Origin of the sequence: Streptomyces sp. NPDC053513 (assembly GCF_044544765.1) — a bacterium.
GTDB lineage: Bacteria > Actinomycetota > Actinomycetes > Streptomycetales > Streptomycetaceae > Streptomyces > Streptomyces litmocidini.
The window spans coordinates 12,200-34,005 of record NZ_JBITXP010000013.1; the positions used below are offsets into that span (position 1 = coordinate 12,200).

Here is a 21,806-nt window from a genome sequence, read left to right on the forward strand (position 1 = left end):
GAACTGGCCATGTCCACGCCCATACTCGGCGCGATGATCCGTCTCCCCCACCCTTGAACGGAGCACGACCTTGCACCCGACCAGACTCACGGCGGCCGTGGCCGCCCTGGCGCTCTCGGCGAGCCTCGCGACCGCCCTCGCCGGCCCGGTGGCCGCGGCGACCCCGCAGGCGCAGCCCGTGCCCCCGGGCCACGGCAAGGCGCTCGCCCTCGCCGCCGCCGACGAGGCCGCGGCCAGCGGCCTCGACGAACTGCGGCACGGCGCCGACGAGGACCTCGTCCGGACGTCCGTCACCCCCTGGACGAACGGCCTGTACTACGCCTCGTACGAGCGCACCTACCGCGGCCTGCCGGTCGTCGGCGGCGACGCGGTCGTCGTCTCCGACAGCTCCGGCAGGGTCCGCGAGGTCACCGGCGCCCCCGCCCCCGCCCTCCGGCTCTCCACGAAGGCGAAGGTGACGGCCGGGGCGGCCCTCGCCACCGCCCGGAAGCAGCTGGCCTCGGTCGAGAGCGCGAGCGCCCCCGAGCTGACCGTGCTCCTCAAGGGCGGCAAGGCCGTCCTCACCTGGCACACCCTGGTCATCGGCCGGACCGCGCAGAACGCCCCCAGCTCCCTCGACACCTACGTCGACGCGCGCACCGGATCCGTCGCCCGCGCCACCGACAAGATCCTGCACGCCGACGGCCGCGGCTACCACAACGGCAACGTCACCATCGACACCGCCGCCACCTCCATGACCGACACCAGCCGCGGCTCCTTCAAGTGCGGCGGGCAGAACGGCAGCGCCTACACCGGCTCCCCGCCGTGGGGCAACGGCACCGCCAACGACCTGGTGACCGCCTGCGTCGACATCATGTACGCGGCGCAGAAGGAACACTCCATGCTCAAGGAGTGGTTCGGCTACAACGGCCAGAACGGCCAGGGCGGCATGGTCCCGGCCCGCGCCGGCCTGAGCGAGGTCAACGCGTACTACGACGGCACGAAGACGACCTACGGGCGGTCCCAGACCGGCTCCAACCAGCTCACCGGCATCGACGTCGTGGCGCACGAGTACGGCCACGAGATCTTCGACCGGACGCCGGGCAGCTCGGGCTCGTCCAACGAGAACGGCGGCATGAACGAGTCGACGGGCGACATCTTCGGCGCGCTCACCGAGCACTACGCCAACAACCCGAACGACACCCCGGACTACACGGTCGGCGAGAAGGTCAACTTCTTCGGCGACGGCAAGCCGATCCGTTACATGTACAACCCCTCGCTCGCCGACAACGCCCCCAACTGCTACCCGCAGTTGACCTCGGGCACCGAGGTGCACGCGGCGGCCGGCCCGCAGAACCACTGGTTCTACCTGCTCGCCGAGGGCTCCAACCCGGGCGGCGGCAAGCCCAGCAGCCCGATATGTTCCGGCGGGCCCTCCTCCGTGACCGGCATCGGCATCCAGAAGGCCGGCAAGATCTTCATGGGCGCCCTGCTCATGAAGACCTCCTCCTGGAACCACCCCGCCGCCCGCAAGGCGACCCTGGCCAGCGCCAAGAACACCTACGGCAGCGCCGAGTGCAACGCCGTGAAGGCGGCCTGGAACGCGGTCGGCGTGCCGGCCCAGTCCGGTGAGACCGACTGCGGCGGCACCACCACCCCGGACTTCTCGCTCGCCCTGAACCCGTCCTCGGGCTCGGTCCAGCCGGGCGCCTCCGTCACCTCCACGGTGAACACCTCCACCACCGGCGGCAGCGCGCAGACCGTGCGGCTCTCCGCGAGCGGCGCCCCGAGCGGGGTCACCGTCTCCTTCAGCCCCTCCTCGGTGACCTCCGGCTCCTCGTCCACGATGACGGTGCAGGTCGCGGCGGGCACCGCCAACGGCACGTACCCGATCACCGTCACCGGTACGGGCTCCGCCACGCACACGGTCACCTACCAGCTGTCGGTCGGCACCACGACCCCGCCCACCGGCTGCGACAGCACCGAGCACACCTACCAGGGCACCCTGGCCTCCGGTCAGGCCCAGGCCCAGCCGGACGGCTCGTACTACTACTCGGCGACCTCCGGCACCCACGTGGGCTGCCTGCGCGGTCCGGCCGGCGCCGACTTCGACCTGTACCTGCAGAAGTGGAACGGGTCGACGTGGGCGGACGTGGCCGTCGGCGGCACGGCGACCGCCGACGAGGACACCAGCTACTACGGCACCGCGGGCTACTACCGGTACGTGGTCCACGCGTACAGCGGCTCCGGCGCGTACACGCTGGGTCTGAGCGCCCCGTAAGGGGGTGAGCGGGGCGCCGTCGCGGACCGGGGGTTCCGTGACGGCCGCCCCGGAGGGCCGGACGGTCGTATGTCCCACGACCGTCCGGTCCTTCCTCCGTGCTCAGCCCACCTCGGCCAGCACGAACCCCGGCTCCTCGGACCCCGCGTCCGCGATCCGCCCGCCGTCCGGGCCCCAGGCGCCGGCCAGGCCGCAGCCCGTCCCGTCCTCGTTGGGTCCGAGCACGTTGCCGAGCACCACGTACAGGCCGAAGTCCCGGGCCCGCGCCGGGTACACCTTCTCGAAGGAGTCGTTGTCGGCGCCGAGCACCGAACTCGCCAGATACACGGCGCAGTCGTCGGCGGCGGCGCGCTCGGCGAGCTCGGGGAAGCGGTTGTCGTAGCAGGTGGCCAGGGCGAAACGGACCCCGTCGAGCGCGAACCGCCCGTCGGCGGAGCCCGGCTCGAAGACCTCGGCCTCGACGCCGTACAGGTTCCGCTTGTCGTAGCGGGCGAGGAGGCCGCCGTCCGGGCCGATCACGAGCGTGGTGATCCCGGCGCCCGAACCGCCCGTCCGCACCGGCCCGTTGACCACGGCCGCCGCACCGGCGGCCCGACAGGCCTCCCGTACGGGGTCGAGGCGGGGGTCGTCCTCGGTGAGGACGAGGCCGGGCGCGTCCCGGATCAGGGACGGCTCGTACCCGGTGAGCGAGAGCTCGGCGAAGACCACGACCCGGGCCCCCTCCGCCCCGGCCGCCCGGACCAGACCGGCGATCGTACGGACGTTGGCGTCGATGTCCCCGGCGACAGGGATGAACTGGGTGGCTGCGACGATCATGACGGCCATCATCCCGCGCCCGACTGTAAGGGTCAAGATCGGCCGGAGGGTATTAACGTCAGTCGGCGGGCACGAGCCGCTCCGCCGTCTCGCGGAGCACGCCCAGGAACGCGGTCGCCGCGACCGTCGGGGTCGTGGGCGCCGCCGCGCAGATCCGGCGGTGCGGGACGTCCTCCGGGTGGACCGCGACGAGGGCGACGTCCCGGCGCACCGAAGCCGCCGCGAGCGCGGGCACGAGCGTGACCCCGAGACCCGCCGCCACCGCCCCCAGCTTGGCGATCCAGTCGTGCGCGAGCAGCCCCGTGCGCGGCCGGAACCCGGCGGCGACGGCCGGCCGGAACAGGGTGTCCTCCAGGCGCTCCCGGCCGACGATCCACTCCTCGTCGGCCAGCTCCGCGAGCCGCACGGCCCGCCGCCCCGCGCACGGATGCCCCCGCTCCAGGGCCACCAGCATCGGCTCGTCCAGCAGGCGGTGCAGGACCACCCCGGGCGGCGAGGGCGCCCCGGGCGCCGGGGCGACCACCGCGAGGTCCTCCTCTCCCGTGGCCACGAGCCCGAGGTGCTTGGCCGACGGCCCCTCGACGCGCGTGACCACGACCCCCGGGTGCCGCTCCCGGAAGGCGGCCTGCGCGCGCGGCACGAGGGAGGCGGTGGCGCTGGAGAAGGCCCCGAGCCGCAGCAGCCCGCCGTCGAGCGTGCGCAGCGAGGCCAGTTCGGCCCGGGCCGCGGCCAGCCGGTCCCGTACCGCCTCGGCGTGCGGCAGCAGCACCCGGCCCGCCTCGGTGAGTCGCACCCCGCGCGGCAGCCGCTCGAACAGCTCCGCGTCCATCTCCTCCTCCAGGGACCGCACTTGGCGGGAGACCGCGGACTGCGTGTAGCCGAGGTCGTGGGCGGCGGCGGTGAAGGAGCCGGCGCGGGCGACCGCGAGGAAGGCCTCGTACAGGCCATGCGAGACGGGCATGGCGGCCATGCTAGACATTCGCTTGTCGCATGTCCGGGGTGGGCCTAGCGTCGACGGCATGGACACCACGCCCCAGAAGATCGCCTTCCTCGGCCTCGGCTCCATGGGGCTCCCCATGGCCCGCCGCCTCCTCGACGCCGGACACCCCCTGACCGTCTGGAACCGCACCGCCGCCAAGGCCGACGCCCTCGTCGCCGACGGCGCCGTCCGCGCCGCGACCCCCGCCGAGGCCGTCCGGGACGCCGACGTCGTCGTCACGATGCTCGCGGACCCGGCCGCCGCCCTCGCCGTCGCGGACGAGCTGATCCCGGCCCTGCGCCCCGGCACCCACTGGATCGACACCTCGACCGTCGGCCCGGACACCGTCGCCGCCCTCGCCGCCCGGCTCCCCGCCGGGGTCACCCTCCTCGATGCCCCCGTCATGGGCAGCGTCGACCGGGCGGCCGTCGGCGAACTGCTGATCCTCGCGGGCGGCGACACCGCGCCCGTCGCCGGCGTCCTCGACCGGCTCGGCACCGTCACCCCCTGCGGAGGCCCCGGCACGGGCGCCGCCCTCAAGCTCGTCCTCATCAACGCCGTCATCGGCGGGGTCGCGCTCGTCGCCGAGACCCTCGCGCTCGCCGACTCCCTCGGCCTGCCCCGCGAACTCGCCCTGCGCACTCTCGGCGCGGGCCCGCTCTCCGGCGCCGTCGGCCGGGCCACCGCCACCGGCTCGCACTTCCCGGTCGCGCTGGCCGCGAAGGACGTCGCCCTGGCGACGGCCACGACGAAGCTCCCCGTCCTGGAGGCCGTCCACGCGGCCCTGACCGAGGACCCGTCCCTCCTCGGCGAGGACCTGGCGGCGCTCGCCCGCTAGCCGCGGTCCCCGGAGCCGGACAGCAGGCGCAGGAAGTCCCGGAAGGCGCCCGGCATGTCGACCGACGCCGGGTCCAGGAGCCACTGGTACTGGAGGCCGTCCATCACCGCCGTGAGCAGGGGCGCGGCCCGCTCCGGGGTGAGGCCGCCGGGCAGTCGCTCGCCGAACTCCAGGCGCAGGACGTCCGCCATGTTGGCCCGCACCTGCGTGTACCGCTCGGTGAAGAACTCCCGCGCGGGGTGCCCGTCCGTGACGCTCTCGCCGAGCAGCGCGGAGAAGGTCTGCACGATCCCGGGCCGCATCGCGTTGTACTCGACGAGCGACTCCAGGAGGTCCAGCCGCCAGCCCTCCCGGTCCCGGCCCCCGCTCGTGTCCCAGCGGTCCCGCTCCTCCAGGACCGCGACGAGCAGCGCCTCCTTCGTCGGGTAGTAGTGCAGCAGCCCCTGCTGGGTCAGCCCGACGCGCTCGGCGACGGAGCCGAGGGTGGCGCCCCGGTAGCCGCGCTCGGCGATCACTTCGAGGGCGGCGCGCAGGATGTCCGCGCGCCGCTCCTCGCTCCTGGCCCGCACCATCGCCGTGGCCCCCTTCTCAGGTTCGTCCGTCCGACAGGACCGTACCCGCTCCCTCCGCCCCATGAGTAACGAAAACATCACGGAACCTACCGATCTACAGGTAGGTGGGTGCACGATGGGCGCCATCGGGGTCATCGGCACGTCAACGAGGAGGTACGGCCATGGCGGAGAACACCGCGGAGACCGTGGAGAACACCGCGGAGACCGTGAGGAACGCGGTCGTCGAGGCGGCGCTCGGCAAGCTCGACCTGGACGCCAAGACCCGGCTGCTCGCCGGCCAGGACATGTGGTCCCTGCCCGCCCTGCCGGAGATCGGCCTCAAGTCCCTGGTCATGTCCGACGGCCCCATCGGCGTCCGCGGCGTCCGCTGGACCGCCGACGACCCCTCGATCGCGCTCCCGTCCCCGACCGCCCTCGCCGCCGCCTGGGACCCCGCCCTCGCCCGCCGGGCCGGCCGGCTCCTCGCCCAGGAGGCCCGCCGCAAGGGCGTCCACGTCCTCCTCGCGCCCACGGTCAACCTGCACCGCACCCCGCTCGGCGGCCGCCACTTCGAGGCCTACAGCGAGGACCCGTACCTCACCGGCGCCATCGGCACCGGCTACGTCCAGGGCGTCCAGGACGGCGGCGTCGGCACCACCGTCAAGCACTTCGTCGCCAACGACGCCGAGACCGACCGCTTCACCGTCGACAACAGGATCGCCCCGCGCCCCCTCCGCGAGCTCTACCTCGCCCCCTTCGAGGCCATCGTCAGGAACGCCCGCCCCTGGGGCATCATGACCGCCTACAACCAGGTCAACGGCGTCACGATGACCGAGCACCACGAGCTCGTGAACGAGGTCCTGCGCGGCGAGTGGGGCTTCGACGGCATCAACGTCTCCGACTGGATGGCCGCCCGCTCCACCACCGCCGGCATCGCGGGCGGCCTCGACGTCGCCATGCCCGGCCCGCAGACCGTGTACGGCCCGGCCCTCGCCGCCGCCGTCCGCGCCGGCGAGGTCGAGGAGTCCGCCGTCGACACCGCCGTGCGCAACGTCCTGCGGCTCGCCGCCCGCGTCGGCGCCCTCGAAGGCGCCCCGCCGGCCGTCGCCGAGCCCCCCGCCGCCGTCGACGGCGACGCCCTCGCCCGCGAGATCGCCCGCCGCGGCTTCGTCCTCGTACGGAACGAGAACGGCGCCCTGCCCCTCGCGAGCGGCCGGACCGTCGCCCTCTCCGGCGCCGCCGCCCGTGACGCCCGGGTCCTCGGCGGCGGCTCCGCCCAGGTCTTCCCCGACCACGTCGTCTCCCCGCTCGACGGCCTCGCCGCCGCCCTCCCCGAGGGCGCCCTCACCTTCACGACCGGCGCCGACCCCAGCGAGGAACTCGCCCCCGCCGATCAGGGCTTCACCCTCCGCGCCCGCTGCCGCGACGCCGCCGGGAACGTCATCGGCGAGGGCTCCCTGCCCAACGGCCAGGTCCAGTGGATCGGTGACGACCTCCCCGAGGGCGTCACCCACGAGGCCCTCGCCTCCGTCGAGGTCGTCGGCACCTTCACCCCGCGCGAGTCCGGCGAGCACGCCTTCGGCACCCGCGGCCTCGGCGCCTTCACCCTCACCGTCGCGGGGGAGACCGTCTTCGACGGCACCCAGGTCATGGGCCCCGAGACCGATCCCTTCGAGGCCTTCTTCGGCTCCCCGGTCGAGCGCGGCAAGGTCGCGCTCACCGCCGGCGAGACCGTCGAGGTCTCCCTGCTGCACACCCTCGACAAGGAGTTCGCGGCCCCGCTCCCGGCCGTCATGTTCTCCTTCGTCCACCTCGGTCCCCGCCGTGACCCCGACGAACTGATCGCCGAGGCCGTCGAGGCCGCCCGCGCCGCCGACACCGCCGTCGTGGTCGTCGCCACCACCGAACGCGTCGAGTCCGAGGGCTTCGACCGCAAGGACCTCGCCCTCCCCGGCCGCCAGGACGACCTCGTACGGGCCGTGGCCGCCGCCAACCCGAACACCGTCGTCGTCGTCAACGCCGGCTCCCCGGTCGAGCTGCCCTGGCGCGAGGACGTGGCCGCGATCCTGCTCGGCTGGTTCCCCGGCCAGGAGGGCGGCGCCGCCCTCGCCGACGTCCTCACCGGCGCCGAGGAGCCCGGCGGCCGCCTCCCCACCACCTGGCCCGTCGCCCTCGCCGACGCCCCCGTCACCGAGGTCGCCCCGACCGGCGGCGAACTGCACTACACCGAGGGCGCCTTCATCGGATACCGCGCCTGGGACAAGGCCGGAGCCGTCCCCGCGTACCCCTTCGGCCACGGCCTCGGCTACACCACCTGGTCGTACGACTCCCTGGTCACGACCCCCGACGCGGCCACCGTCCGGATCACCAACACCGGCGACCGGCCGGGCCGCGAGACCGTCCAGATCTACCTGGCGCCCGTATCGGACTCCGTGGAACGCCCCGCCCGCTGGCTCGCCGGCTTCGCGGGCGTCGAGGCCGCGCCCGGCGAGAGCGTCGAGACCCGGATCGCGCTGCCCCGCCGCGCCTTCGAGATCTGGGACGAGGAGAAGAACGGCTGGACCCTCGTCACCGGGACGTACGAGGTCGTCGCGGCCCGCTCCCTCACGGACGCCCGCCTGACCGCCACCCTGGAGGTCTGACCTCCGCCGGACCGGCCCCGGGGCGGCACCTGACAACCGCCCCGGGGCCCCTCACTCCTTCGTGATCCGCCGGTACGCCAGCTCCGCGAGCCGCGCCTGCCCGTCCCTGCTCGGATGGAACCAGTCCCAGGGACTCAACTGCCCGCCGTCGAAGCGGAACCCGAAGACCGCCCCGCCGTCGTACCGGCAGCGCGCGTCCTTCGCGCAGACCTCCTCCAGGACCTCGTTGTACGCCACCACCCGGTCCCGCACCGCAGACCGCCGCCGCTCGGCCGCCGGACCCAGGTCCTCCGCGTCCGCCAGCATCGCGCCGCAGATCCCCAGCTTCCACACCTCCAGCCCCATCGGACTCACCCGCCCCGTCGACCACAGGTGCTTGAGGTCCGGCACGCTCGCCACGTACACCTGCGCCTTCGGCGCGCCCGCCCGCAGCCGGGCGAGGGCCTTCTCGAAGGAGGCGCGGAAATCGGCGACCGGGGTCATGAGGTCCGGGGTGGGCCGGCAGGCGTCGTTCGCCCCCATCATCACCGTCACCAGCTCGGGCTTCTCGGCGGCCGCCCCCGCCATCTGCGCGGGGAGGTCCGCCATCCGCGCACCCGTCCTGGCCAGGTTCCAGCTGCGGGTGGCCACCTTCTCGGGACCGAGCAGCCGCAGCGCCAGACTGTTGACGGCGGTGTCCGTCCCGGTCGCCCAGGACACCTCGGGGCAGTCCGCGAGGACGGAGCAGGCGTCGAAGGCGCGGGTCATGGAGTCGCCGACGGCGGCGACGGAGGCGGGGGAGACGTCCCACAAGGGCGCCGGCCTCGGCCTCGGCTTGGGGGCGGACGCCTTGACCGGTGGCTTCTCCGGTTCCCCGGCGGTGCAGCCGGAGAGCGCCCCGCCGCACAGCAGCGCGGCCGTCGCGGCGGCGACAGCGGTACGGAATCGGCGTCGGCCGCGCATCCCCGGCCCCTCCTTCGGCGTCCTGGCGGGTGAAAGCTTGGTGTTCACCCGCCCCCGGACCGACCGTACGTCACACCGATGACGGTGCGGCACGGTAGCTTTTCCCCCGTCGAACCAGAGGCGCCTTTGCCGACCGGCTCCGGTAAATTACATCACGTCACATGCTGTCCCTTTTTTGATGGTTTGCGATGTCCTGCTCCTGATGCTGTTTACTGAGGCCGCTGGGAAGGCGAACCTCGTCCCACACTGGAGGTCCCGGTGACGACACGTGGAGTCCTGTACGTTCACTCCGCACCGCGCGCGATGTGCCCGCACGTCGAATGGGCGGTCGCGGGTGTCCTCGGTGCGAGGGTCCAGCTCGACTGGATCCGCCAGCCGGCGTCCCCCGGCACCTGGAGAGCCGAGTTCTCCTGGCAGGGCCAGACCGGCACCGCCTCCAAGCTCGCCTCCGCGCTCCGCGGCTGGCAGATGCTCCGCTTCGAGGTCACCGCGGAACCCTGCCCCACCGCCGAGGGCGAGCGCTACAGCGCCACCCCCGACCTGGGCATCTTCCACGCCGTCACCGGCATGCACGGCGACATCCTGGTCCCCGAGGACCGGCTGCGGGCCGCCCTCGCACGCTCCGCGCAGGGCGAGACCCAGCTGGAGACGGAGATCGCCAAGCTGCTCGGGAAGCCCTGGGACGACGAGCTGGAACCCTTCCGGTACGCGGGCGAGGGCGCCCCCGTTCGCTGGCTGCACCAGGTCGTCTGACGCGGGTAGATTCCGCCCGGACGCGCAGGGGGCGCGCCGGGTGGGAGAGAAGTGACGCGTGACGGTCTGCCGGGCGCCGCGTTCGGCGCGGCGGCGGTCTTCCTGGGAGCGGGGGTCGCGGGCGGTGCCTGGCCGACGGGCTGGGCGGCGCTGGTGTGCGCCCTGGCGTGCGGGGCGGTGGGGGCGACGCTCCTCGCGACACGACGGGGCCGTGCGGCGGCCCCGGAGGCACGGGACGCGGTCCCGGAAGCGCTGGGCAAGACCGACGCGAAGCCGGTGCGGCCCGGCCGCTCCTCACTCGTGGCCGCCGCCCTGGTCTGGGTCCTGGCCCTGCTCGCCGGAGGCGTCTGGGCGCTCGCGGCCGGGGACGACGACGCGGACGGCACGAGGGCGGACGCGCGGCCCACGGCGAAGCCCGCCGCCTCCCGCGACCCCCGGCCGGTCGTCGCCTGGACCGTCCCGCCCGCGGGTCAGAAGTACGACGAGGGCGTCGGCTCGTGGGGCCTCGGCTCCGCCGTCGCCCAGGGACGCATCGACGGACTCTTCGCGTACGACGGCGCCGACGGCTCCGTCCGGTGGAGCGTGCCCGCGCCCGCCCGCGAGGCCCTGTGCGCGATGAGCCAGGACGTCGAGGAGGGCGTCGGCCTCATCGCGTACGGACGCCACGAGAAGCCCTGCGCGACCCTGCTCGCCGTCCGCACCTCCGACGGGAAGGTCCTGTGGAAGCGCGCCCTCGGCGGCAAGGGCCTGGCCGGCGACGAGCGGCCCCTCGCCGTGGGCGGCGCCACCGCCGTCAGCGCGGAGGACGGAGCCGTACGGGCCAGGTCCGCCGGGACCGGGCGGCAGCGCTGGGAGCACGAGCTCGGCAAGGACTGCGCGGCCCTCGCCGTCGACGCCGACGCCGGCCGCACCCTCCTCGTCGAGCAGTGCGGGGAGCGCGCGCGGCTCCTCGCCCTGGACACCCGTACCGGTGCACGGGAGTGGGCCCGCGACCTGCCCGTCGAGTCGAAGGCCACGGCGGCCGTGGTCTCCCTCTCCCCGGTCGTCCTCGCCGTCGACGAGGCGGACGCCCGGGGCACCCACGCCTTCCTGGGCTTCGACAACGAGGGCGCCCCGACCGTGACCGTGCCGCTCTCCGGACCCGAGGGGGTCCTCGCCGCACCCGTCGGCGACGGCGACTCCCGCCGGCCCGTCGTCCGCGACGGCCTCCTGGTCACCCTCGCCGAGGCGGAGGAGCTCGTGCCCGACGTCGTCGTCGCGTACTCCCTGAAGGACGGCCGGAAGGCGTGGTCGTACCGCGCGGAGAACCAGACGATGACGCTGGCGGCGGAGCCGGACGGCCGCGTCGCCGTCCTGGAGAACCACGACAAGGGCCGGATCCTGCTGCTCGACCGCGCCACGGGCAGGGTCGACGCCCGGATCGAACCGGACACGGCCGAGGGCGTGGCCCTCTCCATCCACCCCGAACTCGTCCCCGTCACCGGCGGCCACGTCGTCCTCAACCAGATCCTGATGCAGGCGGAACCGGCGGCCTTCGCCCTGCGCTGAACACCGAAAAGGCCCGCCCCCGGCCGGGGGCGGGCCTCACGTGTGGAGCGCGGGTCAGACCGTGCGGAACGCCAGGACCACGTTGTGGCCGCCGAAGCCGAACGAGTTGTTGATCGCGGCGATCGTGCCCTGCGGCAGCTCGCGCGGCTCGCCGCGGACGATGTCGGCCTCGACCTGCGGGTCCAGGTCGTCGACGTTGATCGTCGGCGGGGCCACGCGGTGGTGGAGCGCCAGGACCGTCGCGACGGTCTCGATGCCGCCCGCGCCACCGAGGAGGTGACCGGTCATCGACTTCGTCGCGGAGATCGCGACGTGGTCCAGGTCGTCGCCCAGGACCTTCCGCAGCGCCTTGATCTCGGCGACGTCGCCCTGCGGCGTCGACGTGGCGTGCGCGTTGAGGTGGACGACCTCGGACGGCTTGAGGTCCGTGGAGTCCAGCAGGTTCTGCATCGCGGCGGCGATGCCCCGGCCGGTCGGCTCGGGCTGCGCGATGTGGTGGCTGTCGGCCGACAGGCCCTGGCCGAGCACCTCGCAGTAGATGCGGGCGCCGCGGGCCTTCGCGTGCTCCTCGGACTCCAGGATCACGACACCGGCGCCCTCGCCGAGCACGAAGCCGTCGCGGCCGGTGTCGTAGGGGCGCGAGGCCTTCGTCGGCTCGTCGTTGTTCTTGGACATCGCCATCATGTTGGCGAAGGCGGCGATCGGCAGCGGGTGGATCGCGGCCTCGGTACCGCCGGCGACGACCACGTCGGCACGGCCGGTACGGATCATCTCGACGGCGTAGCCGATCGCCTCGGCACCCGACGCGCACGCGGAGACGGGGGTGTGGACGCCCGCCCGGGCGTTCACCTCCAGACCCACGTTCGCGGAGGGGCTGTTGGGCATGAGCATGGGCACGGTGTGCGGGGAGACGCGGCGGACGCCCTTCTCCTTCAGCACGTCGTACTGGTCGAGCAGCGTGGTGACACCGCCGATGCCGGAGGCGATGACGGAGCCGAGCCGCTCGGGCACGACCTTCTCGTCCTCGCCCGCCGGGGCGGTGTAGCCCGCGTCGGCCCAGGCCTCACGGGCCGCGATCAGCGCGAACTGCGCCGAGCGGTCCAGCTTGCGGGCCAGCGGGCGGGGCAGCACGTCGCCGGGGTCGACCGCGGCGAGCGCAGCGATCTGGACGGGCAGTTCGGCGAACCGCTCGCCTTCCAGGGGCTTGACGCCGGAGCGCCCCGCGAGAAGACCTTCCCAGGTCGACGCGGAGTCGCCACCCAGCGGTGTGGTTGCGCCGATACCGGTGACGACCACGGTGCGATTGGTCGAGCTCACAGGAATTCGTTCTCCATGTGTGTGATGGTCGGAATACGGCGCCACCGCCGGGTGGCGGACCGAGTCAGCGTGGACCGAGTCGGCAGGGGCCGAATCAGTCCTGGTGCTTCAGGATGTAGTCGGCGGCGTCGCCGACCGTCTTGAGGTTCTTGACGTCCTCGTCGGGGATCTTGACGTCGAAGCGCTCTTCGGCGGCCACGACGACCTCGACCATGGACAGGGAGTCGACGTCCAGGTCGTCGGTGAAGGACTTGTCGAGCTCGACGTCCTCGACCGGGATGCCGGCGATCTCGTTCACGATCTCGGCGAGACCCTTGACGATCTCTTCCTGGGTGGCGGCCATGGTGGCGCTCCTTCTTGTGTCTGTACTGAGGAAAAACGGCTTCCGGAAGGTCCGGAGTGCCTAGGGGAGAGTAACGACCGTCGCGGCGTAGACGAGACCCGCCCCGAAGCCGATGACGAGCGCGGTGTCGCCGCTCTTCGCCTTCCCGGTCGCCAGGAGCCGCTCCATCGCGAGCGGGATCGAGGCGGCCGAGGTGTTGCCGGTGGTCTCCACGTCACGGGCGACCGTGACGTGCTCCGGCAGCTTCAGGGTCTTCACCATCGAGTCGATGATCCGCATGTTCGCCTGGTGCGGGATGAAGACGTCCAGGTCGTCCGCCGTGATGCCGGCGGCGTCCAGGGCCTGCTGGGCGACCTTCGCCATCTCGAAGACGGCCCAGCGGAAGACCGCCTGACCCTCCTGCGTGATGGCGGGGAACTTGATCTCTCCGGCCGAGTTCAGCGGCAGGTTCGAGACGTCGCCGACCTGGAACTCGTTCCACGGCACGGTCTGCTTGATCGTCTCGGACTTGTCGCCCTCGGAACCCCAGACCGTGGGGCCGATGTGCGGCTCGTCGGAGGGGCCGACGACCACGGCGCCGGCGCCGTCGCCGAACAGGAAGGCCGTCGCGCGGTCCTCCAGATCCGTCAGGTCGCTGAGCCGCTCGACGCCGATGACGAGGACGTACTCCGCGGAACCCTCGACGATCATGCCCTTGGCGAGGGTCAGCCCGTAGCCGAAGCCCGCGCAGCCGGCGGAGATGTCGAACGCGGCCGGCTTCCCGGCGCCGATCTTGTCGGCGATCTCGGTGGCGACGGCCGGGGTCTGCTTGAAGTGCGAGACCGTGGAGACGATCACGGCGCCGATCTGCTCGGGGGTGATCCCGGCGTCGGCGATGGCCTTGCCCGAGGCCTCCACCGACATGGCGGCGACCGTCTCCTCCGGAGAGGCCCAGTGGCGGGTGGCGATGCCGGAGCGCGAGCGGATCCACTCGTCGGACGAGTCGATCTTCTCGAGGATCACCTCGTTCGGCACGACCCGGGTGGGGCGGTAACCGCCGACACCGAGGATCCGTGCGTACGGGGCGCCCTTGCTGGGCTTGATCTTCGACATGTTTCTCGACACTCCTTGTCAGACGGCCGCGTGCTCGGCGATGAGCGTACGGGCCGCGTCCAGGTCGTCGGGAGTCTTGAGGGCGACCGTGGCCACCCCCGGCAGGGCGCGCTTGGCGATCCCGGTCAGGGTGCCGCCGGGGCACACCTCGATCAGCGCGGTCGCGCCGAGCTCTTGGAAGGTCTCCATGCACAGGTCCCAGCGGACCGGGTTCGCGACCTGGCCGACCAGACGGGCCACGACCTCGGCGCCGTCGGTGACGACCTGCCCGTCCTTGTTGGAGACGTAGCGGACGACCGGGGCGGCCGGCGACAGCTCCTTCGCCGCCTCCTCCAGCGTCGCCACGGCCGGGGCCATGTGGTGCGTGTGGAAGGCGCCCGCGACCTTGAGCGCGACGACCCGGCGGACGCCCTCGGGCTTGTCCGCCTCCAGGGCGGCCAGCTGCTCCAGGGTGCCGGCGGCCACGATCTGGCCGGCGCCGTTCACGTTGGCGGCGGTCAGGCCGAGCTTCTCCAGGTGAGGGACGGTCACCTCGGGGTCGCCGCCGAGCAGCGCCGACATGCCCGTCGCGGTGATCGCGGCGGCCTCGGCCATCGCACGACCGCGGGTACGGACGAGACGGAGCGCGGCGGTGTCGTCGAGGACACCCGCGAACGCGGCGGCCGTGAACTCGCCGACGCTGTGACCGGCGACGACACCGGGGGTCACCTCGCCGAGAGCGGCCGCGGAGAGCAGGCCGGCGGCGACGAGGAGGGGCTGGGCCACGGCGGTGTCACGGATCTCGTCCGCGTCCGCCTTCGTGCCGTAGTGGACGAGGTCGAGCTCGATCGCGTCCGACCAGGCCGCGATGCGGTCGGCGGCGCCGGGGAGTTCGAGCCAGGGGGTCAGGAAGCCGGGCGTCTGGGCGCCTTGGCCGGGAGCGACGAGTACGAGCACCCTCACACTCTCTCTTGGGGACGGCTCCGAGCGCCCGTGAGGACAAGGACGAAGAACCGTCGGGGGAATTGTTGGTGTTCGACAAAAGTCTAGGACTGCTGATCTCCGTCGGCCAAGCGCCCCAGGATCAGGGCGATCCGCAGAGTGAACGCGGAACGAACGTCGGAGGGTGACCAGCCGGTGACGTCGGTCACACGTCGAAGCCGGTAGCGCACGGTGTTCGGGTGGACGAAGAGCATCCGGGCCGCGCCTTCCAGACTGCTCGCCTGCTCCAGATAGACACTGAGAGTTTCGAGCAGCGCCGACCCGGCCTCCTCCAGCGGTCTGTAGATCTCCTCCACCAGCTGCTCGCGCGCCGAAGGGTCGGAGGCGATGGCGCGCTCCGGAAGGAGATCGTCCGCCAGAACCGGCCGGGGCGCGTCCTGCCACGCCGAGCAGGCCTTGAGACCGGCCGCCGCCGCCTGCGCGGAGCGGGTCGCGGCCAGCAGGTCGGGCACGACGGGCCCGGCGACGACGGGCCCCGCCGCGTACGGTCCGATCAGCGCCTTCGCGACGGCCAGCGGATTGTCGTTGCCGCCCGCGATGACGACGAGCCGGTCGCCGAGGACGCCGGTGAGGACCTGGAGCTTGGCGTGGCGCGCGGCCCGGCGGATCGCCTCGACGGTCAGCTCGCTGTCCCCGTCGGGCGCGGTGCCGAGCACGACGCACACGTGGTCGGGCGAGTTCCACCCGAGGGCGGCGGCCCGGGACACGGCCCCCTCGTCGGCCTCCCCCGAGAGCACCGCGTTGACGACGAGCGATTCCAGCCGCGCGTCCCAGGCGCCCCGGGCCTCGGCGGCCTGCGCGTACACCTGGGCGGTCGCGAACGCGATCTCGCGCGCGTAGACGAGCAGCGCCTCCCGGAGGACGCCCTCGTCGCCGGGGGCGGCGACCTCCTCGATCGCCGACTCCATGACCTCGATCGTGGTGCGGACCATCTCCACGGTCTGTCGCAGGGTGATCGCGCGGGTCAGCTCCCGGGGCGCCGTGCCGAAGACGTCGGTGGAGATGGCCTGCGGGGTCTCCGGGTGCCGGAACCACTCGGTGAACGCGGCGATGCCGGCCTGGGCGACCAGACCGATCCACGACCGGTTCTCGGGCGGCATCGCGCGGTACCACGGCAGCGTCTCGTCCATGCGGGCGATGGCGCCGGCGGCGAGCCGCCCGGACGACTGTTCGAGGCGTTTCAGGGTCGCGGCGTGCGGATGGGCGGCGTTCACGGGTTCAGGCACGGGGACAAGACTGCCTTATCGGGACGCCGGCGTGCGGGGTCGGGGCTACGGTACGTCCCGTGATACGCATCCAGCGCGCCGCCGAGCGCCACCCCGGGGGCGACCCGGCGGCCGGGATCGAGACCCGGCACGCCTTCTCCTTCGGCCCCCACTACGACCCCGACAACCTCCGCTTCGGCGCGCTCCTCGCCGTCAACGAGGAGCGGCTGGCCCCCGGCGCCGGCTTCGACGAGCACCCCCACTCCCACACCGAGATCGTGACGTGGGTGACGGAGGGCGAACTCACCCACCACGACTCGGCCGGCCACACCACGGTCGTCCGCCCCGGCGACCTCCAGCACCTCAGCGCGGCGTCCGGCGTCCGCCACGTCGAGCGCAACGACGGCCCCGCCCCCCTGGCCTTCCTCCAGATGTGGCTCGCGCCGCTGGAGCCGGGCGGCTCGCCCTCGTACGAGGTGGTCCGGGGCGTCGGCGACACGTACGCGGTCCCGGCGGCGGGCGCGGTGCTGCGGGTGGACCGCCTGGAGGCGGGCTCGCACCTCGCCCTCCCGCCCGCCGACTTCACGTACGTGCACGTGGTGCGGGGCGAGGTGACGCTGGGCGCCGAGACCTTGGGCCCGGGCGACGCGGCCCGGGTGACGGGAGGGGAGCCGCTGCCCCTGACGGCCGCCGCCCCCGCAGAACTCCTGACCTGGCACATGCGGACCCCGTAGCCAGGCACCCGCTCCACGTCCGCCACGGTCACCCACCTACCGACGCGCCCTCCACCCCCATTGCGGACGCGCCCCCCTGCTGGGGCGGCGCCCCCCCCGTTTCGGTCCGAGCCCGCCGATACGGCGCCCCCGCCGTTGTGGGCTGCGCCCGCCGAGCGGTGCCCACCCCCGCGCCCCCCCCGTTGTGGGCAGTCGTTCCGCTGGGGCGGAACGGGTGGGCACAACGGACCCGCGCCCTGCCGGCGCCAGAGGCTGTGGTGCCTGGACCCGCACCCCGTGTGCACCGCCGCTGGTGGTGCGGGTCAGGGCGCGGAACGCGGAGGCGCCGCTGATGGGCGCCGTCCCGTGTGCCCACCCGTCCCGCCCCAGCGGGACGATTGCCCACACGGCGGGTGGGCGGGAGAGCCGCCCAGCAGGGCGCGGGCCCACACGAGCAGGGGGCACCGCCCCGCCGGGCGCGGGCCCGCACGGGCGGGAGGAGCCGCCCGCCCGGGTGCGGGCCCCACACGCGAGGGCGCCCCGCCGGGTGCGGGCCCGTGCCAGACGGTGGCGCACCGGCCGGGCGCCGTCCGCGCGGGCCAGGCCGCGTCAGCGCAGCGCGCTCTTCGTCTTCCACGCGCCCCAGCTCAGATTCCACGCCCCGTACCCGTTCCCCTCCGCCACCACCCCCTTCGTCTCGCGCCCCGTGATCTCGAAGGGATCGCCCACGTTCACCGACGAGTAGAAGGCGGCCGCATCGGCGTCGCTCATCCCGATGCACCCCGAACTCCGGTTCGCCCGCCCGAAGTACGCCGCGTTCCACGGCGCCGCGTGCGCGTACATCCCCGACCACGTCAGCCTCATCGAGTAGTCGACGTCCTTGTCGTACGCGTCGCCGAGCCCCACCGTCTCGGAGTTCATGTTGATGGTGCCCTCCTTGGCCATGAGGACGGCCGTCCCCCGCCAGGACCGCTTGTCGCCGCCGGGGGTGCCGCCGGAGACCGGGATCGTACGGACCGTCCGCCCCTCCCGCTCCAACCTCAGCCGATGGGCGTCGAGGTCGACCTTCACGACCTGCGCCGCGCCGATCGTGAAGCCCGTGCGGTAGTCCCGTACGAACCAACCGCCCCCCGAGTCCGTGCCGTCGAGGTCCGCTTCGAGGGTGACCTTCGTGCCCGGCTTCCAGTACTCCCGGGGACGCCAGTCGACCCGGTCCCGTCCCGAGTAGTCCTTGACCCAGCCCCAGGAGCCCTCGGTGCCGTTCGAGGTGGTGACCTTCAGCTGCCGTTCCACGTCCGCCTTCCGCGTCACCGGCAGGTCGAAGACGATGGAGAGCGGCTGCCCGATGCCGACCGTGGTGTTCTTGCCGGGGGCCAGGGTCACCTTGTTGACCTTCCCGGGCTCCGGGGTCGTGAAGGACGACCGGCTGGTCGACTCCTTGCCGTCGGCCGCACGGGACGTCACCTCGACCGTGTACGAGGTGCCGGGCGCCGCCTTCCGGTCCGACGCCCAGCGCGTACCGCCCGCCCCCGTACGGCCCACGAGGCGCCCGCCTTCGCCGTCGACGACCTTCACCTCGGTGAGCGTCCCGCCGGTCGCGGTCACGGTCACCGGCTTGCCGGCCACCCGGTCCACGACGGTCACCTCGGCCGGGGCCGCCGCCCGCGCCGGATCCTGCGCCCCGGCGGGCCCGCTCGCCGCCTGCGCGGAACAGGCGGTCAGGGACACGGCGAGCGCGACGGCCGCCAGGGCGGGACGGGATGTGCGTATCGGCAGCACGGAAGACCTCCGCAAGGGAAAGAAAGGTGGGATCTTCCGGACTGTAGATCGCCCGGAGCCGCACGCGGCCGCCGCAGGCCCATGTGACGAGGCCTGCGGCAGAACGGTCATCGTCCGGTCACAATCACCGCGCGGATCCGTCGCATCCGGCTGTGAGCCTGCTGTGCGCCCCGACCACCGAGGGGCGGAACAAGGAGGCTCCCGTTGTGTCAGCGCTGCTCGTGACGGCCGCACCCACCGACCGCCGCGCCCCCGCAGGACCGGTCAGGATCGGGCCCGTGACCCCCGAGGCGTACCGCGCCTTCCTCGGTTCCCGTACCGGAGCGGACGGCCCCAGCTTCCTCCAACTCCCCTCCTGGGCGCAGGTGAAGGACGGCTGGAGCCACCAACTCCTCGGCTGGGGAAGGGAGGGCGCCGAGCTCTCGGGCGTCGCGCTCGTCCTCCTCCGCTCCTTCCCCGGCACCCGGAAGTACTTCGCCTACCTGCCCGAAGGACCCGTCGCCGACTGGGCCGACCCCGACCTGGACGACTGGCTCTCCCCGCTCCTCGGCCATCTGCGCTCCCTGGGCGCCTTCGCCGTCCGCATGGGCCCCGGGCCCGCCTACCGCCGCTGGAACGCCCCCACCGTCAAGGCCGCCACCGGGCCCGGCCGTCGGCTCGCCGACGTGCTCGCCGACGAGGTCGACCCGCTGGGCACCGCCGTCGCCGAACGGCTGCGCGCCCGCGGCTGGCGCAAGTGCGGCGGCGACTCCGAGGACGGCGCCGACGCCCAGCCCCGGCACGTCTTCCAGGTCCCGCTCGCCGGCCGCTCCACCGACGACCTGTGGACCGGCCTCAACCAGGAGTGGCGGCGCAACGTCCGCAAGGCCCGCAAGTCCGGCGTCGAGGTCGTCGTCGGCTCCGCCGCCGATCTGCCCGAGTTCTACCGGCTCCTGCGCATCACGGAGGAACGCGACGGGTTCCGGCTCGGCCGCTCCCTCGCGTACTACGAGCGCCAGTACGCCGTCCTCAACGCCGAGCAGCCCGGCCGCATGAAGCTCTACCTCGCCCGCCACGAGGGCGAGATCCTCGCCGCGCACACCATGCTCGCGGTGGGCGGCCGCGTCTGGTACCAGACCGGCGCCTCCGCCGACCACCGCCGCGAGGTCCGCCCCTCCAACGCCCTCCAGTGGCGGATGCTGCTCGACGCCCACGCCCTCGGCGCCGCCGTCTACGACCTCCGCGGAGTACCCTCCACCCTCGATCCGGACGATCGCGCCCACGGCCTCCTCCGCTGGAAGCTCGGCACGGGCGGACAGGTCGTCGAAACACTGGGGGAGTGGGAGATTCCGATGCAGGGCACGACCAACGGGGCGCTGTACCGCGCCTTCCAGGCCTATCTGGCCCGCCGATGACGGCGACGATCGCCGCCGCCCCGCCGGAGCGGAAGGCCTCCGCCGTCCGCAGCGGCGCCCTCATGGCCGCCGGCTCGCTCGTCTCCCGCGCCACCGGCTTCGTACGGGCCTCCGTCGTCGCCGCGGCGCTCGGCGCGGGCTACGTCGCCGACGGATACGCCGTCGGCAACTCCGTCCCCACCATCGTCTACATGCTGCTCCTCGGCGGAGCGCTCAACGCCGTCTTCGTCCCCGAACTGGTCAAGGCCGCCAAGGAACACGAGGACGGCGGCGTCGCCTACACCGACCGCCTCCTCACCCTCTGCGCCCTCGCCCTCGCCGCCCTCACGGCGGTCGCGGTCCTCGCCGCACCGCTGATCGTCGACACGTACACCGACTACGTGGGCGCCCAGCGCGAGATGACCATCACCTTCGCGCGCACCTGCCTGCCGCAGATCTTCTTCCTCGGCCTCTTCACCCTGCTCGGACAGGTCCTCAACGCCCGGGGCCGGTTCGGCGCCATGATGTGGACCCCCGTCCTCAACAACGTCGTCGCCGTCACCGTCTTCGGCCTCTTCCTGGCCGTCGGCGACGGCGGCGAACTCACCCCCGGGGAGACCGCCCTCCTCGGCTGGGGCACCACGGCGGGCATCGCGCTGCAGGCCCTGGCCCTGCTGCCCTCGCTGCGCGCCGCCGGCTTCCGCTGGCGGCCCCGCCTCGACTGGCGCGGCAGCGGCCTCGCCGCCCCGCTCCGGGCGGCGGGCTGGCTCGTCCTGCTCGTCCTCACCAACCAGGGCGCGTACTGGGTGACCACCTGGCTCGCCACCTCCGCGGGCACGGACCCGACGGTCAGCGGCGGAGGCATCGCCGCGTACAACAACGCCTACCTCCTGTGGACCGTCCCGCACGGCATCATCACCGTCTCCCTCGTCACCGCGCTGATGCCCCGGATGAGCGGGGCGGCGGCGGACGGCGACACGGCGGGGGTCCGGCGGGACGTCTCGTACGCCCTGCGGACCAGCGCGGCGGCCGTGGTCCCCGCCGCCTGCGCGCTCCTCGCGCTCGCCGTCCCGCTGATGACGGTCGTCTACCGGTACGGGGCGACCACCGGCGACGACGTGCGCGCCATGGCCTGGACCCTGGCGGCCTTCGCGCCCGGCCTGGTCGCCCTCTCCGGCCAGTACGTGTGCACCCGCGCCTTCTACGCCCTGCGCGACACCCGCACCCCGTTCCTGCTGAACCTCGTCATCGCCGTCCTGAACGCGGGCCTCTCCCTGGCCGCGTACCACTACCTCCCCGTCCGCTGGGCGGTCACGGGCATGGCGGCGGCGTACTCGCTGGCGCTCTGGGCGGGCTGGGCGGTGACGGCGTACGCGCTCCGCCGCAGGCTGGGCCGGGGCACGGGCGACGCGCTCTCCGCACTGGCACGCCTCCTCGCGGCCGCGCTGCCGGCAGCGGGGTACGGGCTGTTCGTCGCGGACGCGGTGGGGGCGATGGGGACGGCGGGGACGGGGAGTGCGGTGATGGCGGGCCTGGCGGGAGCGGCGACGATCCTGGTGGTCTCCGCCCTCCTCGCCCGCCCTCTCCGCCTGACAGAACTGCAAGCCCTCCTCCACACCACCACCACCCGCCTCCGCCGCACCTGAACCCCCACCCACACGAGCCCACACCGTG

18 protein-coding genes are annotated in these 21,806 nt (G+C 73.6%); 8 read left to right on the plus strand and 10 right to left on the minus strand.

What is annotated here, in order from left to right; genetic code table 11:
- Nucleotides 1-70: 70 nt before the first annotated feature.
- Complete coding sequence (locus ACIGW4_RS22535) at nt 71-2,260, plus strand: M4 family metallopeptidase (protein WP_260174346.1); 2,190 nt, start codon at nt 71-73, stop codon at nt 2,258-2,260.
- A 102-nt stretch (nt 2,261-2,362) separates the two neighbouring features.
- Here ACIGW4_RS22535 and ACIGW4_RS22540 read toward each other — a convergent pair whose 3' ends face one another.
- Both ACIGW4_RS22540 and ACIGW4_RS22545 read right to left on the minus strand, forming a co-directional pair.
- Nucleotides 2,363-3,076 (minus strand): carbon-nitrogen hydrolase family protein, encoded by a 714-nt coding sequence (locus ACIGW4_RS22540; protein WP_399582501.1) that lies wholly within the window; start codon nt 3,074-3,076, stop codon nt 2,363-2,365.
- Nucleotides 3,077-3,134: 58 nt separating this feature from the next.
- Complete coding sequence (locus ACIGW4_RS22545; protein ID WP_123451998.1) at nt 3,135-4,046, minus strand: LysR family transcriptional regulator; 912 nt, start codon at nt 4,044-4,046, stop codon at nt 3,135-3,137.
- 49 nt (nt 4,047-4,095) lie between these two features.
- On the opposite strand from ACIGW4_RS22545, the gene ACIGW4_RS22550 reads away from it, so the two are divergent.
- Complete coding sequence (locus ACIGW4_RS22550) at nt 4,096-4,893, plus strand: NAD(P)-dependent oxidoreductase (protein WP_399582503.1); 798 nt, start codon at nt 4,096-4,098, stop codon at nt 4,891-4,893.
- Here the strand turns inward: ACIGW4_RS22550 and ACIGW4_RS22555 are convergent.
- On the minus strand, nt 4,890-5,465 hold the full coding sequence (locus tag ACIGW4_RS22555; RefSeq protein WP_398708887.1) for a TetR/AcrR family transcriptional regulator: 576 nt from the start codon (nt 5,463-5,465) through the stop codon (nt 4,890-4,892). The genes ACIGW4_RS22550 and ACIGW4_RS22555 overlap by 4 nt on opposite strands.
- Before the next feature lie 161 nt (nt 5,466-5,626).
- On the opposite strand from ACIGW4_RS22555, the gene ACIGW4_RS22560 reads away from it, so the two are divergent.
- Nucleotides 5,627-8,086, plus strand: coding sequence for a glycoside hydrolase family 3 protein (locus ACIGW4_RS22560; RefSeq protein ID WP_399582505.1), 2,460 nt, complete (start codon nt 5,627-5,629; stop codon nt 8,084-8,086).
- A gap of 51 nt (nt 8,087-8,137) precedes the next feature.
- On the opposite strand, the gene ACIGW4_RS22565 is transcribed toward ACIGW4_RS22560, so the two are convergent.
- Nucleotides 8,138-9,028: an SGNH/GDSL hydrolase family protein gene (locus ACIGW4_RS22565; protein WP_123451990.1), complete on the minus strand. Its 891-nt coding sequence runs from the start codon at nt 9,026-9,028 to the stop codon at nt 8,138-8,140.
- 258 nt (nt 9,029-9,286) lie between these two features.
- On the opposite strand from ACIGW4_RS22565, the gene ACIGW4_RS22570 reads away from it, so the two are divergent.
- Together ACIGW4_RS22570 and ACIGW4_RS22575 are read left to right on the plus strand one after the other, a co-directional pair.
- Nucleotides 9,287-9,781: a DUF3145 domain-containing protein gene (locus ACIGW4_RS22570; protein WP_123451988.1), complete on the plus strand. Its 495-nt coding sequence runs from the start codon at nt 9,287-9,289 to the stop codon at nt 9,779-9,781.
- Nucleotides 9,782-9,832: 51 nt separating this feature from the next.
- Entirely contained in the window at nt 9,833-11,329 is a 1,497-nt protein-coding gene (locus ACIGW4_RS22575; RefSeq protein ID WP_399582506.1) for a PQQ-binding-like beta-propeller repeat protein, read from the plus strand.
- Nucleotides 11,330-11,383: 54 nt separating this feature from the next.
- Here ACIGW4_RS22575 and fabF read toward each other — a convergent pair whose 3' ends face one another.
- The 5 genes from fabF to fasR all read right to left on the minus strand — a co-directional run bounded on the left by fabF (nt 11,384) and on the right by fasR (nt 16,288).
- Nucleotides 11,384-12,646, minus strand: coding sequence for a beta-ketoacyl-ACP synthase II (fabF, locus tag ACIGW4_RS22580; protein WP_123451984.1), 1,263 nt, complete (start codon nt 12,644-12,646; stop codon nt 11,384-11,386).
- A gap of 94 nt (nt 12,647-12,740) precedes the next feature.
- Entirely contained in the window at nt 12,741-12,989 is a 249-nt protein-coding gene (locus ACIGW4_RS22585; protein ID WP_225799734.1) for an acyl carrier protein, read from the minus strand.
- Between the two features lie 60 nt (nt 12,990-13,049).
- A complete protein-coding gene (locus tag ACIGW4_RS22590; protein ID WP_359592278.1) occupies nt 13,050-14,081 on the minus strand; it encodes a ketoacyl-ACP synthase III in 1,032 nt (343 codons plus the stop codon).
- Between the two features lie 18 nt (nt 14,082-14,099).
- Nucleotides 14,100-15,017, minus strand: a complete 918-nt coding sequence (locus ACIGW4_RS22595) for an ACP S-malonyltransferase (RefSeq protein WP_359592276.1) — start codon at nt 15,015-15,017, stop codon at nt 14,100-14,102.
- An 89-nt stretch (nt 15,018-15,106) separates the two neighbouring features.
- The gene (fasR, locus tag ACIGW4_RS22600; protein WP_123451976.1) at nt 15,107-16,288 is read right to left on the minus strand and encodes a fatty acid biosynthesis transcriptional regulator FasR; all 1,182 of its coding nucleotides are present in this window, start codon (nt 16,286-16,288) and stop codon (nt 15,107-15,109) included.
- 59 nt (nt 16,289-16,347) lie between these two features.
- Here fasR and ACIGW4_RS22605 point away from each other — a divergent pair, with 59 nt between their 5' ends.
- Nucleotides 16,348-17,001 carry a pirin family protein gene (locus ACIGW4_RS22605; RefSeq protein ID WP_359592275.1) on the plus strand — a complete coding sequence of 218 codons (654 nt, stop codon included), beginning with the start codon at nt 16,348-16,350 and terminating at the stop codon, nt 16,999-17,001.
- Between the two features lie 588 nt (nt 17,002-17,589).
- Here ACIGW4_RS22605 and ACIGW4_RS22610 read toward each other — a convergent pair.
- Complete coding sequence (locus tag ACIGW4_RS22610; protein WP_398708893.1) at nt 17,590-18,759, minus strand: Ig-like domain-containing protein; 1,170 nt, start codon at nt 18,757-18,759, stop codon at nt 17,590-17,592.
- A 206-nt stretch (nt 18,760-18,965) separates the two neighbouring features.
- On the opposite strand from ACIGW4_RS22610, the gene ACIGW4_RS22615 reads away from it, so the two are divergent.
- A complete protein-coding gene (locus tag ACIGW4_RS22615) occupies nt 18,966-20,153 on the plus strand; it encodes a peptidoglycan bridge formation glycyltransferase FemA/FemB family protein (RefSeq protein ID WP_123451973.1) in 1,188 nt (395 codons plus the stop codon).
- Complete coding sequence (murJ, locus tag ACIGW4_RS22620) at nt 20,150-21,778, plus strand: murein biosynthesis integral membrane protein MurJ (protein ID WP_399582509.1); 1,629 nt, start codon at nt 20,150-20,152, stop codon at nt 21,776-21,778. Before ACIGW4_RS22615 ends, murJ begins: the two co-directional genes overlap by 4 nt.
- Nucleotides 21,779-21,806: the final 28 nt, after the last annotated feature.